The organism is Halomonas alimentaria (assembly GCF_009902005.1).
In the GTDB taxonomy this organism is placed as follows: domain Bacteria; phylum Pseudomonadota; class Gammaproteobacteria; order Pseudomonadales; family Halomonadaceae; genus Halomonas; species Halomonas alimentaria.
On record NZ_WUTT01000001.1, the window covers coordinates 2,353,279 to 2,368,585 of the forward strand.

Sequence of the window (15,307 nt, forward strand, 5' to 3'; positions counted from 1 at the left end):
GCCTCACTCGCCTTGGCGGTGGAAGGTGGGCGGATGCTCGAAGGTATGCAGGGGCGCCGGGCTCGGCACGCTCCACTCCAGATCCTCGGCGCCCTCCCAGGCCTTGGCCGGGGCCTTTTCGCCGCCTCGCACGCACTTGATGATGAGTATCACGAAGAGCAACTGCGAGGCACCGAACAGGAAGGCACCGAGGCTCGAGGCCACGTTGAAGTCAGCGAACTGCAGCGCATAGTCGGGGATGCGTCGCGGCATACCGGCCAGCCCCGAGAAGTGCATGGGGAAGAAGGTCAGGTTCACGCCGATCACCGACAACCAGAAGTGCCACTGGGCCAGCTTCACGTTGGGGTAGTGACCGGTCCACTTGGGCAGCCAATAGTAGGCCGCGGCGAGGATCGCAAACAGCGCGCCCGGCACCAGCACATAGTGGAAGTGAGCCACCACGAAGTAGGTGTCGTGGTACTGGAAGTCCGCCGGCGAGATGGCCAGCATCAGTCCCGAGAAGCCACCGATGGTGAACTGCACCACGAAGGCCAGGGCAAACAGCATGGGTGGTTCGAAGCTGATGGAGCCGCGGAACATCGTGGCGATCCAGTTGAATACCTTCACCCCGGTGGGCACCGCGATCAGCATGGTGGTGTACATGAAGAACAGCTCGGCGGCGAGCGGCAGGCCCACGGTGAACATATGGTGCGCCCACACCAGGAACGACAGGATGGCGATGGATGCCGTGGCATAGACCATGGAGGCGTAGCCGAACAGGCGCTTGCGAGAGAAGGTCGGGATGATCGCCGAGACGATGCCGAAGGCCGGCAGGATCATGATGTAGACCTCGGGATGCCCGAAGAACCAGAACAGGTGCTGGAACAGCACCGGGTCCCCGCCGCCGGCGGCATTGAAGAAGCTGGTACCGAAGTTGATGTCCATCAGCATCATGGTGACCGCCCCGGCCAGCACCGGCATCACTGCGATCAGCAGGAAGGCGGTGATCAGCCAGGTCCAGCAGAACAGCGGCATGTCCATCAGGCGCATGCCCGGGGCACGCAGGTTGAGGATCGTGGCGATGATGTTGATGGCGCCGAGGATCGAGCTGACACCGGCAATATGCAGCGAGAGGATGAAGAAGGTGGTGGACGGCGGCGCGTAGGTGGTGGAAAGCGGCGCATAGAAGGTCCAGCCGAAGTTGGGGCCACCCCCGGGCATCAGCAGGGTGCTGAGCAGCAGGGTAAAGGCCACCGGCAGCAGCCAGAAGCTGAAGTTGTTGAGTCGCGGCAGGGCCATGTCCGGCGCGCCGATCTGCAGCGGCACCATCCAGTTGGCCAGCCCCACGAAGGCCGGCATGATCGCCCCGAACACCATGATCAGCCCGTGCATGGTGGTCATCTGGTTGAAGAACTCCGGCACCACCAGCTGCAGCCCGGGCTGGAACAGCTCGGCGCGAACCACCAGCGCGAAGACCCCACCGATAAAGAACATCGTCAGCGAGAAGATCAGGTAGAGACTACCGATCTCCTTGTGATTGGTAGTGAGCAGCCAGCGCATCAGCCCGCGCGGGGGCGCGGCGTGGGCACTCGCCTGGCCACCGGCACTGGCGGTGGAGCTCTGCTCGACGGGGTGATGCAAGGGCAACTTGGGCGCCATGGTGAATCTCCCTGATCTTCGCTGTTCTTATCGGATCGCGCTGGGCAACATGGGCCGGCCTAGTCGGCCAGCCGCTCGGCTATCTCCGCAGGCTGCACCAGGTCACCGGTGTCGTTGCCCCAGGCGTTGCGTTCATAGGTGATCACGGCAGCGATCTCCACCGGGTTCAGGGTACTGCGGAACGCCGGCATCGCCGCGCCCGACACGCCGTTGATGACGACATCGATGTGCCGCTCCCGGTCATCCATCAGCGCCTGGTTGCCTGCCAGCGCCGGGAAGGCCGGCGGGTTGCCGCTGCCGTCGGGCTGGTGGCAGGAAGCACACACGGCGTTGTAGCTCTGCTCGCCGCGCGCCATCAGCTCGTCCATGGACCATTCGCGGTCGACCCCTTGCGCCTCCTGGGTTGCGGCCTCCTTGCGCTCCGCCAGCCAGGAATCGAACTCCTCGCCCTCCATGGCGTGCACCACGATGGGCATGAAACCGTGATCCATGCCGCACAGCTCGGCGCACTGGCCGCGATAGATGCCGGGCTCGTTGATGCGCACCCAGTTCTCGTTGACGAAGCCGGGAATGGTGTCCTGCTTCACGGCAAGGTCGGGGACCCACCAGGAATGGATGACATCGTCGGAGGTAAGCAGGAAACGCACCTTGCGCCCCACCGGCAGCACCAGTGGCTCGTCGACCTCGAGCAGGTAGTGCTCGCCACGCTCGCCTTCGCCGCGGATCGATTCCCGCGGCGTGCCGAGGTTGGAGGTAAAGGCCACATCCTCGCCCAGGTACTCGTAGCGCCAGCGCCACTGCTGCCCGGTGATCATGACATCCAGGTCGGCATCGGAGGGGTCGTACATCTTCTTGAGAGTGGCGGTCGCCGGAACGGCCATGCCGATGAGGATCAGCAGCGGGATCGCCGTCCAGATCACCTCGACCAGGGTGTGCTCGTGGAAGTGCGCCGACTTGGCCCCCCTCGAATGCCGGAAGCGGAACAGGGAGTAGAACATCACCCCGAACACCACCACGCCGATGACCACGCAGATCCAGAAGATGGTCATGTGCAGCGAGTGAATCTCACGGCTGACGTCGGTCACACCCACCGGCATGTTCCAGCCATTGGCCATGGCCAGCGTCGTCATCAGGGGGACGACCAGGCAACCTGCCATCCACACGATAAACGTGCGCATCGGCGCCTCCTCCTTGCTAGTTGTCGGGGCTTGTTTTTGTCGTGAGCTGTCGTGTCATGCGACAGGCGCACACTGCTGGTCGGTCAGTTCAGATACGCCTCATGAAAGGAGTGTAGACGCCTCGCCTGCGGCCGACTGTCGCAGACCTCCATTCCGCCAACGGCACTTTCAACGGGCCACCGTCACGGCAAGCACCGCCACCAGCACCACCAGCACAAGGGCCATCAGTATGCCCACGACAATGAAGGCCACAGGATGGCCCTTCTCGAAATCCTCACGTCGGCGCACATCCTTCTGCACGCCGAAGAAAGCCGCCAATACCGACTTGACTACGCTCCACATCGCACTCTCTCCATGACAGGGATCAAACTTGCACCGATTCACCGCAGGCCCTACCGGCATGGCTCCCCTATACTCTAGTCAAGACACCACGGCATATGCCGCATTCATCCATCCGGTGATGCGTTCAACAGGAGGTCATCATGTCCCAGAATCCCTTTGCCAACCCGATGTTCGAGTGGTGGCAGCAGCAGTGGACGAAGGGGGTCAATCCCATGGCTCGCACCCAGCTGGCGTGGATGGAGAGCATGGCCGAGGCCCTGCAGTTCGAGGCCCAGTTCCTGAAGGCCATCGCCGAGAGCGGTGAACGGATGGCCAAGTGCTTCAACGGCAAGCAGCCCACTACGCCGGAGGAGGTGCAGGCCTGCTACGAAAAGCTGGTAAAGGAGGTAGGCGACGCCCAGATGAAGCGCCTCGAGCAGGCCTCACAGCTCACCCACGATTTTCGCAAGCGACTGTGGGAAGAGATCTAGCCAGACAAGGTGCGGTGAGCACCACACCCAGCGAGAGACAAGGCGCCCTGACGGGGCGCCTTTTCAGTTACCCAGCCCGAACAGCCCCGTGATCAGCGGCAGCAGGAAGGCCGTCAGCAAGCCGGTCAGGCCCATGGCCAGGCCCGAGAAGGCCCCAGCCACTGCACCGATGCGCGCGAATGCCTGAGCGGTACCGAAGCCATGGGCAGAGAGCCCCAGCGCGAAGCCCTGCACCGCCGGGTCCGTGATGCGCAGCAAGCGGAACACCCAGGGCGCCAGTGCACAACCGATGGAGCCGGTCAGCAACACCAACCCCGCCGCCAGAGAGGGAATCCCGCCGATCTGCTCGGCGATACCCATGGCGATGGGCGAGGTCACCGAGCGTGGTGCCAGAGAGAGCACCGTTTCCGGGCGCGCGCCCATGGCCAGGGCAATGCCCAGGGTGCTGGCCACCGCGGTGACGATGCCGACCACACAGGCCACCAGCAGTGGCACCAACAGGCGGCCCACCCGCTCCCGGTGGTCGTAGAGCGGGATCGCCAGCGCCACGGTGGCCGGCCCCAGCAGGAAGTGGATGAACTGGGCCCCCTCGAAGTAGGTGGCGTAGTCCATATCCACGAGCAGCAGCAGGCCGATCAGAATGGCGATGGAGAGCGTGACCGGGTGCACCAGCGGCGTCCCCCCCAGCGCCTTGTTGATGCGCACCGCCAGGGTAAACACCAGCAGCGTCACCAGCAGGGAGAGCAGCGGATTACCGGAGAGATAGACCCACAGCTGGTCGAGTGTCGCGACGTTCATCGCCCCTGCCCTCTGCGACGACGATTGAGTCGATCCAGGGCCCAGGCAGTGGCGGCCAGAGTCAGCGCCGTGGATACCACCAGGGTGACGAGGATCGGCAACAGATCTCGGCCGATCAGTGCAAAGTGAACCATCAGCCCCACGCCCGCCGGCACGAAGAGCAGCGTCAGATAGTTCAGCAGCCCCTCGCCGGTGATCCTGAGACTGGTGGGCACCTTGCCTCTCACCATCAACCCGACCAGCAGGATCACCATGCCGATAACCGGCCCCGGTATCGGCAGGGTCAGGCCACGCGCCACCAGCTCACCCAGAAACTGGCAAGCGAGCAGCACGCTCATTCCCATGATCAGCGGCATTCGCCACCTCCCGCAAACAAGGCCATCCAAGCCGGAACGCAGGGTATGCTGCCCTGCGCCGGAGCAAACCACCGAAGAATCAGGCGGGCCAGCTCAGCGCAACTGGCTGTCCTTGCTGCCCCTGCGGTTGTAACCCGCCGTGGCGCCCTGCCGCTTGTCACGCTCTGCCTGGCAGGCGACACACAGACGCACCCCGGGAATGGCCTCGCGCCGCGCCTGCGGTATCTCGTCATCGCACTCCTCGCAGTGCGTAAGGCTCTCGCCATGCGGCAGCCGGCTGCGCGCCAGCGAGACCGCATCCTCAACGCTGGCATCGATCTGATCCTGAACCGCACCATCCTTGCTCCATCCGCCCGCCATCTCCATCTCCTCCCGGCCATCAGGCCGGCAACGCCTACTCACGCCCGGCCCTCACGAGCAAGTCTCGAAGCGGGTTACCGGACACACCTCTACGTGGCGAACCACGTCACCGCTTGTGCTCGATCCTGATGATTGCGTCACATCATAGTGCATAACCCAGGCCGGCCCCAGAGGCTCCGAGCCAAGCGATTGATAAGAAAGTGCAAAAGGGGCTTTTCATTTGCCCACGAAAGCGCTAGTATACGCCTCGTTCTCGGGGGACAGGCCAGATAGCCACAAAACCCGAAAACAGAGTCGGAGCGTGGCGCAGCTTGGTAGCGCGTTGCAATGGGGTTGCAAAGGTCGCAGGTTCGAATCCTGTCGCTCCGACCAGAAACATCAAGAGAAACCGCCACTTACGGATCATGCCGGGTGGCGGTTTTTCGTTGCGCTCAAAATATTATCAAAATATTGTCAAAACTCGCGGGTGGTTTGGCCTGTTGCAGGCCTGGCTACGCAGAGGGCTAGCACCCTCAATCGAACCAGCTCAAATAGTCTTCCCGATCGTCCACGTATCCGTACGACCGGACCCAAGACCGTACCAGGCGCTCAAGCATCCACCATTGCCAGGCGTGCCGCTGTACCTCGGATCCGTGCTCCTCGAGCCACTCGAAAATGGGCCGGGTATCCACCATCCGGTCGCCGCCCACCATCGAACACGGCAGCCCCTCGACGCCGCCCAGGATCACATCCGACCCCGACATCTGCTCCGGCAACAAGGAATCAAGCTCCCCGTCCGGGTACTTGAGCCCGTATCGGGTCGGTGGGTTGCGGAGGAGGGACTTGAAGTCCGCTTTCACATCGCGCTTGCGGAGATGGAGCCGGCGGAGGCCCTGCTGGTGGCGGAGTTTGATGGCTTCGGCGGTTGCAGTCATGGCTACTTTCTCCCGTAAGTCTGGGCTTTTCCAGCTTGCGAGGGGGAGCCGCCTTGAAGTAGGATGGCCATCCCCGCAGCAAGCGGTGTGGTTCTCGAGAAGCGGCAGTTGGTCGCTGGGCAGCTTCTCGAACAGATTGAATGACAGCTAACGCTGGGAGGTTGCCGCCTCCCGGCGTTTTGCTGTGCATTCGATGACAGGATACCCTACAGGGGCACACCCGTAAAACTCACTTCCGCTTTAAAATGAACCACTTAAACTTGAACCCCTCTCCCTGTATTCTCGGCTTCGGGCCCTCTCAATAGCGGCAGCCCCTTCCCCGCCGCCACCTGAGCCTCAGCGATCTCCAAGTGCCACATGATCGCCGCCGCAACAACGTCTACATCCATGCCTGCCGGCCGGCACAGCCGAGCTAGCTGCTGCCGATCTCCGAACAGATCCTCCACTGCCTCGAGATACGCTTTCTTCGCAGCTGGCTTGCCCACCCCTGCTCCTGTCCAGCCAGCCGCCGCATCCCTCGCATAAACGATGATTGCGGATATCCAGAGCGCCTGAAACGCCTCCAGATCGGGGGTGTTTGGTCTCTTCTCCTGCATGGTATGTCTCCTACAAAAATACTGCCTGCAGGATACCAGCAAAAACCAAGCATTTCCTGTGCCATATTCTACTTATTCATTTATAAACAACGCCCTGAAAGGCAGTTTTCCGTCTCAGGCCTTGCGAAACCGCTCGCCCTGTAGTACAGTAATACGCAGATCTACAAGCAACAGGCCGACCAATGCCAACAATCACCGTGCGCTTGAGCGAGGACGAGAAAGACCGGCTGGATGCCGCCGCCAGACGGGCCCGCCTACAAACCGGGGACGCTGTCTCGCTCTCCGACCTCGTTCGCGAGGCGCTCCGCTGCCACCTGGACAGGCTCGACAGGGAGGATCACGTCGATGAGCCGTAATACCCTCACCATTCGAACCTTGCCGTCAGACAAGCTCTGGACCACCCGCCTGGACCAGCTCCTCAACCTGGCTCAGCGGGACGACGGCGCCGCGGACGTTCTGGTGGATCGGTTGCTGGACCTCGAGCTCGAGCGCCGGATGGAGCTCCTGCACGATCGCGTTGGTGACTACGGCATCACGAGTAGCGAACTTGTAGGAATGCCCACGGGCGGAAGCTCCCGCCCTGCCGAGATCCAGTATCGCGCCGGCAGCGGCATGTCCGAATGGCACCACAAGGCAAAACACCTGGTCGCGCAGCTGCCTCAGCGCCGGCAGATTGCCGTGCTGTTCCAGGCCGCCAAGTGCTCTCCCCGAAAAACCAGCAGAGCCGCCCTGTGGCAGGCCTCGTACGCCCAGGTCGTTGACGACCTGCCGACCTACCTCCTCGACCTCGGCTTCGCCCCGGGCATCGCCGAGACTCGCCCGTACCGCAATGGCCAGGCGCTCAAGGATGCTGCCCGGGCGGGCAAGGCCTGGCTCAAGGAGCAGATCGTGGGGGTGGAGGATGAGTGAGATCGAGCTGCTGCGGACATTCCTACGCTACGACCCAGAGACGGGTGGCCTCCGGTGGGCGATGAGCCGGCCGAAGTTGCCCGGAGAAAGCGAAGGGGCCCACCGCCGTTGGCACAACCTTTACGCAGGTCACGTGCCTGGGTGTGTCCAGCAGAACGGGAAGCAGGAGAGGCGCGTTTTCCAGCTTCGCGGCAAGCAGTACTCCGCGCACCGGGCGGCCTGCGCCCTCCTTTTTGGGGTGGTGCCCCGGGAGGGAGACGTCATCGCCCGAAATGGAGACTACCTTGACCTCCGCTCATCCAACCTGAGATTGGAAGGCACGCGAAACAAGTCCGCCCGGAGGCCGACTGCCAGGGGCGGCCACAAAGGCGTGTACTGGAACAAGAAGAGCCAACGCTGGCATGTTCGGGACAGCCAGGACCGCCACGTGGGCTGCTTCAGCGACTACGAACAGGCGGTGTCTTGCCGTCGCACAGCAACGGGAGAAGAAAATTGAACCACCTCGACTACCAAGAGATCCTCGAAGCCCACAACACAGCATTCTGCTCAGCCCGAGCGCTGGCAGAGATCGCCGAACAGGAAGAGCTCCGGCAGCAGGCCTGCGGACTGCCCCACCTCGCCGAAATCGCCAGGCGCGAGAAGCTGAAGAAGGAGCGCAGGGAAGCCGCGTTGGACACGCGGATCCCCCACGCTCCTTGAGCGCGGCCTCCCGCCCGAGTGGGTGGGAGGAGCCCCTGCTCAACGACCCCGCTGGAAGCGGTCCAACACCCCTCGCGGACGCATCTCGCGGTGCATGATATTCATCACCTGCGTCTCGACGGCCTTGGCCACCTGCTTGCCCATCTGCTCGCCGTCACCCTGGTCGTTCTCTGAGCGCTCAACGTTGACGGTGATCTCGGGGTTGAAGTAGGTGTCGCCTCCGCCTTTCAGCTTCCTGGCCGTTTCCTCACGGCCGGTGACGTTGGCAGGTCCTTTGACGATCTCGGGGCCCACCTCGCCGACGATGCCCCACTGGCCTGATGGGATGCGGCCGCCTTTATCGTAGGCGCCGGCGTAGCCACCATCGCCACCGCCGCTAGCGCTCAACGATACCGCCTGAATGTCGCTGACGATGCCCGCCGTAGCGGCCGCCACCGTTGCCATGGCCCCGAGGTTTGCTGGAAAAGGCATGGCCGCTGCCTGAGCGATACCCTGCTGGATCGACATGATTGACTGGGCGATAGAGAAAGCCTTCTGGGTTGCAAACATGGCCTTGTAAATGCCTGATTGCTCCCCCGCGAAACCTTTTGCCAACCCAGCCAAGTCGCCGAACAGCTGTTCACCGCCGGCCAGTCTTGCCTGGCCGATTGCTTGCTCGATGCGGGCGTTTTCCTGCTCCCGCCGGCGAGTCAGATCGTTACTGCGCTGGGCATACTGCTCCTCGTTGATGATCTTGGCATCCAGGAGTTCCTGCTGCTGCTGGAGCTGACGGTCGAACCAGGCGTTCTGCTGATCCGCCTCGCCCTGGATCTGGTTGGCTTCGGAGAAGGCCCCGCCGGTTTCTGGAGACAGACCGCGAACCGACGGCATCCCGCCAAACAGCTGCTCATCGCGGCGCTGGTTCCATTCTCCCATCGCCAGCTCCTGCTCGGGGCCAGAGAGGTTGCCCTGGATAACCTGGCGGTCGTCGTAGAGCCCGGCGATGTCCTTCGTGAAGCCGAGGTACTCCTCCCGGACGTCCTTGATCTTCTGCAGGACCGGGTTGGCGGCCTCAACCGCTTCCTGAAACGTCTGCGCGATCTTCTGGGTCGCCAGGCTGTAGTCGCTCTGGCTGATTTTGCCAGCCTTGTAGAGCGACTCGAGCATGTTCATTTGGTCATTGTGCTTTCGCACCGCGGCCTGGACGGGCCCATCCACGATTTCGTGGAATCGAGCTAGGTCGCCGGAGAAGCTCTTCAGTGTGGATGAACCTCCCCCACCCCCGGATCCACTACGGCCCGGCTTACCAAGACTTTCCAGGTGGGCCTCGAGCACGTCGAGCTGACCCTGGGCCTCCAGCACCTCAGTCTGGGCCTCTTCGGCCTCCCGCTTCAGCTCGCCCACAGGAGTGCGGGGCGCTTCCTGGCGCTGCACCGCTCCCCCAGTCAGCCCCATGGCGATGGTTGACGAGAAGTCCTGCCGAGCAGCAGACTCCTGCTCCGACACCGACCTGGTCGCTTCACGGGCCGCTCGCTCAAGATCGACCATATCGGCCTTAAGCTCGGTAATCTTGTTCTTGGTGATCTCCCTGGAGAGATTCGACACCGACTCGGCGAAGTCATCTGTTGCAGTAATGGCTTCACGGGCGGGCGGCTCAACCAGGCCGAGCTCTTCGCGGTAGCTGTATACTGCTGTCGCAGCCAGAGCGGCAACACCAACTGGCCCACCCAGGCCGGCCATGACCACGGAAAGCCCACGTCCGGCTGCAGAAGCCGCAATGGTGGCAGCGGTCGACGCCTGCATGCCCTTGGTCAACGGGCCGTACTCTCGCGTGAGGATGCGGTTGGCTTCCGTGAGCTTCTGGGCTCGAAACTGGGCCTGAGTCATGCTCGCGCTATGCTGATACATGACATCGCCCAGCTCGTCCTGCATCGCAGAGGTCATACGACGGGAGTCCAGGGCCACACCGGAGAACTGGCGGGACAGGCCGGCCAGCGACTTCGAGAGTGCAGCAGCACCGGCGGTAGCAGCGTTGCCAAACAGCCGAGCGGCGAAGACGCCGGCCACCACCTTGGCGACAGCGGCCATCTCGTCGAGGCTCTCGGTGAGCATCACGATGGAGTCGCCCAGTACCTCCGCACCTGCCCCCACCTCCTCTGAGGTGCCGAAAAACTCCGTCAGGTTGTTCTGGGCCTGAGTCATCTTGTCGGCAAATGTCGCCATCGACTGGCTATATTCGCCCTCGACCTGGTCGCTAATCCCTTGGATCGCCTCAACCACTCGGTCAGCAGTGATCTCCCCTGCCTCGGCCATGGCCCGCATCTCGCCACGGGACTTGCCCATGGATTGCGCGATGGCGTCGATGATGTTGGGGCTGGCTTCAAGGACTGCATTGAACTCCTCGCCGCGGAGTACGCCGGATCCAAGGGCTTGGCCAAGCTGAGTGGCTGCACTGGCAGCCTCCTGAGCAGACGCACCGCCCAGGGACAGCATCTTCTGCAGCGTGGAAGTCAGCTGGATGGCGCCTTCCTGCGAGACGCCCAGCTCGTCGGTGGCGAACTTGAGCCTGGCATAGAGGTCGACGGTGCTCTCGAACGAAGACCGAGAGCCGTTGGCGGCCTCCATCAGCTTTTGCTGCACCGATGTCAGCTCGCTGGTGGAGTCAGTGACGGTCTTGAGGCGGTTTTCGGCGTTGCGCCAGGCATCGGCATACTGGATGACTTCTCGGGCTCCCAGGGCGCCAGTGAGGCCCACCAGCGCGCCAGAGGCGGCCAGGGCCACACCGCGTAGTCGGTTGATGGAAGCATTGACTCCATCGACGGACTCGGATGTTTGCTGCCCTGTGCGTTCGGTGCGGGTCAGGTCGCGCTCGAAGCGGCGTAGCTGAGAGCGGGCACCGCTCGAATCAACGACGAGCTCCAATCGAGATTGATAAGCCATGGGTGTTTACCTAAATTTGTTGGATCAACCAGGAGGGAAAATGGAGCCAGAACAGCAAACTGACAGCTTGGTGGAGTGGCTGAGGGATATTGCGGGTATCGATGCCAGCCTCTGGGACCAGGAGGACACCTCCTCAGGTTGAGGAGGCGGAGCTTCTGGCTGCCTCCAGCCAGTCGTCGTCCAACGCCTGAATCACTGCCAAGGCTTCCTCCGTATCGGCGGGGAAGCCCAGCTCTTTGACCAGAGCGATGATGTCCAGTGGTTTGATCGGCAGAGGCCCCGCTTCGAGGTAGGAGCGCTGAGACGAGCAGTGTCGGAACAGGGCCAGCCACTGCTCCGTGCGACGGTCCAGCTCGGGCGGCTCAGCCTCTACGCCGAGTTGTTCGTGGACGCGGTAGAACTCGGCGTAGGCTGCCTCAAGGGGCTGGCCAGGCTTCAGCCATTCTCGCTGGAATCGGTAAAACCCACGGCGGCGTCGGCCTGCTCCTTGATGTCTTCTCGGCGGAAGTTATCGAGATCGTTGGCTTCCTCGAGGATCTTCGACACGAGGTCAGGGTTCTCGGAGAGGACCTTGACCGCTGCGTCGACGCTGTACGGGATATTGGTACCTTTGGCATCGATCACATCCTCCCAGCCCTTCAAGATGCCAGTAGCTACCGCGGTATAGAGGGCTTTCTCACGAGCCTTTGGCGTTTTTGCCTTACGGTAGCCGTTGGCCTCGAGAGCTTCCTCGTAAACTGAGTTTCCCGCTTTAGCGATCCGGAACCGGCCACCGTCAATCTCACGCCAGACGCCGGACTCGAACTTATCTGCTGCGTACTTCTCGCTTTGAAAAGCCATGCTTGTCTTCCTATTCGCCGTTGAAATTTGATAGCCGTTAAGGAGCTGGGCCGTCTCCGACCCAGCTATCCGCTCCCGGAGCACGGCAGAACACCCGCGGGAGCGAATTCGTTAAGCGGAGGTTCGCTCGATAATCAAGGTCTCGCCGGCGGAGTCCACTGCTGCAGTGCTTTCGAACGCCATGGTCAGCACGCCTGACGTCTCACCACCGGGCAGCTCCGAGCTCATGAACTCACGACCAATCGAGAACGTATAAGAAGTAGTCCCGTCCCCCATGGTGAAGCTCGAGCCAAACTCCGCGTTTTCGAGGGTGCTCTTCCACATATCGAAAGCATCCGCCGTCATGCGGAGGGTTTTCGATGTAGTGACGGCGGACTGGCCAATCGTCTGGCGTTTGGTTTGCTCGCCCACGCAGCCATTTCCTCCGTCGTAACCGTTCTCAACGGTCAGCCCCATCTCGGTGATGCAGCCCGCGACAGGCGAACCGTCGATGGTCAGACTGGAGATGTTGTTCGATGCGTCGAAGAAGAGAGCACTGGGGGCGGGATCGAAGGTCTCACCGGAAGCCTGGAACTCGGGGTCCACCTCCTCGCCCACCATTTCCATTGAAGCCGTGACCTTCTCACCGGCATTCATATTTAAGGACATGCTGTTCACAGCGCAGTTGCTGAATAGCACATGCTTGTCGACGTCGAGGTAGGATTTGACGATCTGAAACCGCTTGTCGGCCACGCCCACGGACAGCTGGTCCGTGCCGGCGGTCGGTGTGTCTGTCTGCCAGTCGCTTGCCAGGGCGGCAGCCAGGAAGTCGTCGAATACCAGGGGGGCCATCTCGACATCGATTGAGCCGGACACCGTGATCTGGGTTACCTTTTGACCGCCGGCCTTGCGGTTGCTGGAAATAGCTTCGCTTTGCTTTGTCTCAGGTGTGGCAGTAAAGGAGTCGGAGGTGAAGTTAACGACTTGGAACGGGCCAGTATCGCCGATGCGGTATGCCAGCCGAACACGGTTGGCGGAGTTGGTAGTAGCCATATGTGCAATGCTCCATTGAGCGGATTGGTGAAACAAAAAACCCGCTCATGGGCGGGTGTGTGGTGTTGGAATACTTTACAGGTGGAGGTCGACAATTTTGTGCGCGCTAGACGGTGTTTTATATATAGAGCTGCGCGCACAAATTCTCCGCTGTAACCCGCGTGGTTGAGCGGTTTAGGTCTTTTTTCACCCTCGCGAATGTCGATCGACATTCGATCCGTTTCCGGGCGTTTTTCAAGTGGCGGAAACCACCTTTTGGTACCAAATATCCAACACTAGCCGGCGGTGAAGTCCACGTCGATCACGGCCATGAACCAGCCGTCAGAGGTGCCTGCTCGATTGGCGCTGTAGCAATCGGTGACCAGGGTTCCGCTCCGCCAGTACTCCAGGTGTTGGCCCAGCGAGTCGCCAATCTCCAGTGTCTGGCGGACGGTGCCGTTCTCGGGTACGAAGACCTGGACCTGGATCTTGCCTGTAGTGCGAGAGGACGGCTCATGGCCGATCGTGGCAGTTGCGGTGTCGGCTACGTTGATAACAGGCCGGATCCACGCTGACCTCTTGCCTTCCCAGGCGGCTTTGAGCCGCGGGCTGGCGGGGACGTTGTCCCAGTCGACTGGGAGGTTCGGGTCGTAGCTGGCCAGCCATTCGGCGATGCGGGCATTTACGACTTGATGGATCTCGAGAAAAGTCACCTGGTGAACCTCTCCTTGGTAGCCAACGCTGCATTTCCGTATACCCCCGCCGGCGCCTGCTGGCTGTGGCCATGCTCGAGCCGTTCGCCATACGGACTATTGCTCTGGATATATACGGTGCTGTAAGGCACATTCAGCGAGGCGATGGTGGCCTTGCCCTCGGCCTCAGTGGATGCCGTGGTTGAGTGGTCTTCCGAGTCGATACTGACGGTGTGGGACTGCCGGTACGCCCCGGTGTCGACCGGGCTGGCAGAGATGATTCGGCCCAGGGCGAAGGAGGCCATATCCTTCTGCCGCTCGGTGAGGTCCTGCTCGATCTCGTCCAGGAAATCCGTCGGCCGGCCATTCCATTTGCTCATACGACACCCAGCTGGATTTCCAGCGTGGCGCTCACCGGGTCGCGCTCTACACTCTTCACGGCCAGATCCTCTATTTTGTCGTCCACCTCAGGCACCCGGTCGATCTCGTTCGCCAGGCATATCAGCTTGACGTCAGTGGCGGGGATGCCGAGAGTATCGAGCTCCCATAGGGTGTAGTCCGTAAAGACCCCCCGACCACTGAAGGGGGTTTCTTCAGCGGTGTACTCCATCTCCACTGGGTCATACACAACCTCACCCATGTGAACGCCGGAGAACTCGGATACAGCGTCGGCCAGGTCGGTATCGAACGCCTCAGCCAGGCTTTCTTCTAAGTCAGCTTTCAGGCCCATGTCAGAGCCTCCCCAAGATCTGAGCGCCGTGTCGTTTGGTTCGATAGGGCTGAAGCAGCGCCGTTACCATCTGCATCGCTGCAGTCTTGGCGACCGAGCCCTCAGCGTATTCTTTCCGGCTGGTCACCGGGCCCGCGGTAACGGTCTTGCTCTTCACTGCTGGGCCCTGGTCGCTGAACAGCTTGCCCTGGGCGGCCTCCTGGGCAGCGTAGGCACCGGCCTGTAGGACGGGGTCAGGGGTGGGGTCATCCTGTGCCTGCTGGTTCAGGTTCTGCGCCGAGAGAAAGATATTAGCTTGGCGTATCGCGTCGGCAGCGTCACCCTCACCCTGCCAGCCGGCGGGGAGCAGTGAATCGGCGTCAGCGACAGTGATGAAGGTGTGCATTACGTTGATCCCTATGCCACCTCCGCCTCGTTATCAGGCAGGGTGTAAGTGTGTTTGACGTTGCCATCCTCGTCGTAAACTTCGACGAAGAGCTCAAGGAAGAGGTGCGACGACTGGCCGAGGAGCAGCACAGGTCAATGTCGAACCTGGTCGAGAAGGTGCTGCGGGAGTACGTCGACGAATCCAGGAAGGAAGCCAGTAAGGGCTAGCCTTCGCTCTCTTCGGAAAGGTCGGGCTTCGGCTCGGCCTTTTTGCGTTTGGCCTTCTTCGGCTTGTCACTGGTGACTTCGATGCCAGCGGCTTCGTAGGCTTTGACGATCTCAGGCCACTCGCCGTCTTCGATCTCAACGCTGGTGACGCCATGCTCGGGACTGTGGAAGAACTGCGGGTTCCGGTAACTGATACCGGGCTTGAAACCAGTAGCTCGAGCTGTGTAAACGATGTGCATCTGTTGACCTCCATCTGATTCA

21 protein-coding genes and 1 tRNA gene are annotated in these 15,307 nt (G+C 61.8%); 6 read left to right on the forward strand and 16 right to left on the reverse strand.

Annotated elements, in window-relative coordinates:
- Positions 1–3: 3 nt before the first annotated feature.
- The 3 genes from ctaD to GRB96_RS11210 form a co-directional block, all read right to left on the reverse strand.
- Positions 4–1,638: a cytochrome c oxidase subunit I gene (gene ctaD / locus GRB96_RS11200; protein ID WP_161432218.1), complete on the reverse strand. Its 1,635-nt coding sequence runs from the start codon at positions 1,636–1,638 to the stop codon at positions 4–6.
- A 59-nt stretch (positions 1,639–1,697) separates the two neighbouring features.
- The gene (gene coxB, locus GRB96_RS11205; RefSeq protein ID WP_161432219.1) at positions 1,698–2,816 is read right to left on the reverse strand and encodes a cytochrome c oxidase subunit II; all 1,119 of its coding nucleotides are present in this window, start codon (positions 2,814–2,816) and stop codon (positions 1,698–1,700) included.
- Between the two features lie 168 nt (positions 2,817–2,984).
- Positions 2,985–3,158 (reverse strand): DUF2970 domain-containing protein, encoded by a 174-nt coding sequence (locus tag GRB96_RS11210; protein ID WP_161432220.1) that lies wholly within the window; start codon positions 3,156–3,158, stop codon positions 2,985–2,987.
- Between the two features lie 140 nt (positions 3,159–3,298).
- Here GRB96_RS11210 and GRB96_RS11215 point away from each other — a divergent pair, with 140 nt between their 5' ends.
- A complete protein-coding gene (locus tag GRB96_RS11215) occupies positions 3,299–3,628 on the forward strand; it encodes a hypothetical protein (protein ID WP_161432221.1) in 330 nt (109 codons plus the stop codon).
- Positions 3,629–3,691: 63 nt separating this feature from the next.
- On the opposite strand, the gene GRB96_RS11220 is transcribed toward GRB96_RS11215, so the two are convergent.
- The 3 genes from GRB96_RS11220 to GRB96_RS11230 all read right to left on the reverse strand — a co-directional run bounded on the left by GRB96_RS11220 (position 3,692) and on the right by GRB96_RS11230 (position 5,142).
- Positions 3,692–4,426 carry an LrgB family protein gene (locus tag GRB96_RS11220; protein ID WP_161432222.1) on the reverse strand — a complete coding sequence of 245 codons (735 nt, stop codon included), beginning with the start codon at positions 4,424–4,426 and terminating at the stop codon, positions 3,692–3,694.
- Complete coding sequence (locus tag GRB96_RS11225) at positions 4,423–4,782, reverse strand: CidA/LrgA family protein (protein ID WP_161432223.1); 360 nt, start codon at positions 4,780–4,782, stop codon at positions 4,423–4,425. Before GRB96_RS11225 ends, GRB96_RS11220 begins: the two co-directional genes overlap by 4 nt.
- A gap of 93 nt (positions 4,783–4,875) precedes the next feature.
- Entirely contained in the window at positions 4,876–5,142 is a 267-nt protein-coding gene (locus GRB96_RS11230; RefSeq protein ID WP_161432224.1) for a DksA/TraR family C4-type zinc finger protein, read from the reverse strand.
- Positions 5,143–5,437: 295 nt separating this feature from the next.
- Here GRB96_RS11230 and GRB96_RS11235 point away from each other — a divergent pair.
- A tRNA-Pro gene (locus GRB96_RS11235) sits at positions 5,438–5,514 on the forward strand.
- Between the two features lie 140 nt (positions 5,515–5,654).
- On the opposite strand, the gene GRB96_RS11240 is transcribed toward GRB96_RS11235, so the two are convergent.
- Together GRB96_RS11240 and GRB96_RS11245 are read right to left on the reverse strand one after the other, a co-directional pair.
- Positions 5,655–6,056: a PB1 domain-containing protein gene (locus tag GRB96_RS11240; protein WP_161432225.1), complete on the reverse strand. Its 402-nt coding sequence runs from the start codon at positions 6,054–6,056 to the stop codon at positions 5,655–5,657.
- A gap of 254 nt (positions 6,057–6,310) precedes the next feature.
- The gene (locus GRB96_RS11245) at positions 6,311–6,652 is read right to left on the reverse strand and encodes a hypothetical protein (RefSeq protein WP_161432226.1); all 342 of its coding nucleotides are present in this window, start codon (positions 6,650–6,652) and stop codon (positions 6,311–6,313) included.
- 182 nt (positions 6,653–6,834) lie between these two features.
- Here GRB96_RS11245 and GRB96_RS15845 point away from each other — a divergent pair, with 182 nt between their 5' ends.
- From GRB96_RS15845 to GRB96_RS11260, 3 genes are all read left to right on the forward strand, one after another.
- Positions 6,835–7,008, forward strand: a complete 174-nt coding sequence (locus GRB96_RS15845) for a ribbon-helix-helix protein, CopG family (RefSeq protein ID WP_161432227.1) — start codon at positions 6,835–6,837, stop codon at positions 7,006–7,008.
- Positions 6,998–7,561, forward strand: coding sequence for a hypothetical protein (locus GRB96_RS11255; RefSeq protein WP_161432228.1), 564 nt, complete (start codon positions 6,998–7,000; stop codon positions 7,559–7,561). The genes GRB96_RS15845 and GRB96_RS11255 overlap by 11 nt, the downstream gene beginning before the upstream one ends.
- Before the next feature lie 492 nt (positions 7,562–8,053).
- Complete coding sequence (locus tag GRB96_RS11260) at positions 8,054–8,260, forward strand: hypothetical protein (protein ID WP_161432229.1); 207 nt, start codon at positions 8,054–8,056, stop codon at positions 8,258–8,260.
- Between the two features lie 39 nt (positions 8,261–8,299).
- Here GRB96_RS11260 and GRB96_RS11265 read toward each other — a convergent pair whose 3' ends face one another.
- The 7 genes from GRB96_RS11265 to GRB96_RS11295 all read right to left on the reverse strand — a co-directional run bounded on the left by GRB96_RS11265 (position 8,300) and on the right by GRB96_RS11295 (position 14,837).
- Complete coding sequence (locus GRB96_RS11265; RefSeq protein ID WP_161432230.1) at positions 8,300–11,179, reverse strand: tape measure protein; 2,880 nt, start codon at positions 11,177–11,179, stop codon at positions 8,300–8,302.
- 435 nt (positions 11,180–11,614) lie between these two features.
- Positions 11,615–12,019 carry a hypothetical protein gene (locus GRB96_RS11270; RefSeq protein ID WP_161432231.1) on the reverse strand — a complete coding sequence of 135 codons (405 nt, stop codon included), beginning with the start codon at positions 12,017–12,019 and terminating at the stop codon, positions 11,615–11,617.
- 111 nt (positions 12,020–12,130) lie between these two features.
- Positions 12,131–13,051 (reverse strand): phage tail tube protein, encoded by a 921-nt coding sequence (locus tag GRB96_RS11275; RefSeq protein ID WP_161432232.1) that lies wholly within the window; start codon positions 13,049–13,051, stop codon positions 12,131–12,133.
- Between the two features lie 275 nt (positions 13,052–13,326).
- Positions 13,327–13,743 (reverse strand): phage tail terminator-like protein, encoded by a 417-nt coding sequence (locus GRB96_RS11280; protein WP_161432233.1) that lies wholly within the window; start codon positions 13,741–13,743, stop codon positions 13,327–13,329.
- Positions 13,740–14,102, reverse strand: a complete 363-nt coding sequence (locus GRB96_RS11285; protein ID WP_161432234.1) for an HK97 gp10 family phage protein — start codon at positions 14,100–14,102, stop codon at positions 13,740–13,742. Before GRB96_RS11285 ends, GRB96_RS11280 begins: the two co-directional genes overlap by 4 nt.
- On the reverse strand, positions 14,099–14,452 hold the full coding sequence (locus GRB96_RS11290) for a glutamate 5-kinase (protein WP_161432235.1): 354 nt from the start codon (positions 14,450–14,452) through the stop codon (positions 14,099–14,101). The genes GRB96_RS11285 and GRB96_RS11290 overlap by 4 nt, the downstream gene beginning before the upstream one ends.
- A gap of 1 nt (position 14,453) precedes the next feature.
- The gene (locus tag GRB96_RS11295; protein ID WP_161432236.1) at positions 14,454–14,837 is read right to left on the reverse strand and encodes a hypothetical protein; all 384 of its coding nucleotides are present in this window, start codon (positions 14,835–14,837) and stop codon (positions 14,454–14,456) included.
- A gap of 50 nt (positions 14,838–14,887) precedes the next feature.
- Here GRB96_RS11295 and GRB96_RS15700 point away from each other — a divergent pair, with 50 nt between their 5' ends.
- Positions 14,888–15,046, forward strand: coding sequence for a ribbon-helix-helix domain-containing protein (locus tag GRB96_RS15700; RefSeq protein ID WP_161432237.1), 159 nt, complete (start codon positions 14,888–14,890; stop codon positions 15,044–15,046).
- Here GRB96_RS15700 and GRB96_RS11305 read toward each other — a convergent pair.
- On the reverse strand, positions 15,043–15,285 hold the full coding sequence (locus GRB96_RS11305; protein ID WP_161432238.1) for a hypothetical protein: 243 nt from the start codon (positions 15,283–15,285) through the stop codon (positions 15,043–15,045). The genes GRB96_RS15700 and GRB96_RS11305 overlap by 4 nt on opposite strands.
- Positions 15,286–15,307: the final 22 nt, after the last annotated feature.

Coding starts and splice junctions, on each gene's coding strand:
- GRB96_RS11210 (WP_161432220.1), bottom strand. CDS start 3,158: ATGTGGAGCGTAGTCAAGTCGGTATTGGCGGCTTTCTTCGGCGTGCAG.
- GRB96_RS15845 (WP_161432227.1), top strand. CDS start 6,835: ATGCCAACAATCACCGTGCGCTTGAGCGAGGACGAGAAAGACCGGCTG.
- GRB96_RS11225 (WP_161432223.1), bottom strand. CDS start 4,782: ATGCCGCTGATCATGGGAATGAGCGTGCTGCTCGCTTGCCAGTTTCTG.
- GRB96_RS11270 (WP_161432231.1), bottom strand. CDS start 12,019: ATGGCTTTTCAAAGCGAGAAGTACGCAGCAGATAAGTTCGAGTCCGGC.
- GRB96_RS11305 (WP_161432238.1), bottom strand. CDS start 15,285: ATGCACATCGTTTACACAGCTCGAGCTACTGGTTTCAAGCCCGGTATC.
- GRB96_RS11215 (WP_161432221.1), top strand. CDS start 3,299: ATGTCCCAGAATCCCTTTGCCAACCCGATGTTCGAGTGGTGGCAGCAG.
- GRB96_RS11295 (WP_161432236.1), bottom strand. CDS start 14,837: ATGCACACCTTCATCACTGTCGCTGACGCCGATTCACTGCTCCCCGCC.
- GRB96_RS11290 (WP_161432235.1), bottom strand. CDS start 14,452: ATGGGCCTGAAAGCTGACTTAGAAGAAAGCCTGGCTGAGGCGTTCGAT.
- GRB96_RS11275 (WP_161432232.1), bottom strand. CDS start 13,051: ATGGCTACTACCAACTCCGCCAACCGTGTTCGGCTGGCATACCGCATC.
- GRB96_RS11245 (WP_161432226.1), bottom strand. CDS start 6,652: ATGCAGGAGAAGAGACCAAACACCCCCGATCTGGAGGCGTTTCAGGCG.
- GRB96_RS11265 (WP_161432230.1), bottom strand. CDS start 11,179: ATGGCTTATCAATCTCGATTGGAGCTCGTCGTTGATTCGAGCGGTGCC.
- GRB96_RS11230 (WP_161432224.1), bottom strand. CDS start 5,142: ATGGCGGGCGGATGGAGCAAGGATGGTGCGGTTCAGGATCAGATCGAT.
- ctaD (WP_161432218.1), bottom strand. CDS start 1,638: ATGGCGCCCAAGTTGCCCTTGCATCACCCCGTCGAGCAGAGCTCCACC.
- GRB96_RS11255 (WP_161432228.1), top strand. CDS start 6,998: ATGAGCCGTAATACCCTCACCATTCGAACCTTGCCGTCAGACAAGCTC.
- GRB96_RS11220 (WP_161432222.1), bottom strand. CDS start 4,426: ATGAACGTCGCGACACTCGACCAGCTGTGGGTCTATCTCTCCGGTAAT.
- GRB96_RS11285 (WP_161432234.1), bottom strand. CDS start 14,102: ATGAGCAAATGGAATGGCCGGCCGACGGATTTCCTGGACGAGATCGAG.
- coxB (WP_161432219.1), bottom strand. CDS start 2,816: ATGCGCACGTTTATCGTGTGGATGGCAGGTTGCCTGGTCGTCCCCCTG.
- GRB96_RS11240 (WP_161432225.1), bottom strand. CDS start 6,056: ATGACTGCAACCGCCGAAGCCATCAAACTCCGCCACCAGCAGGGCCTC.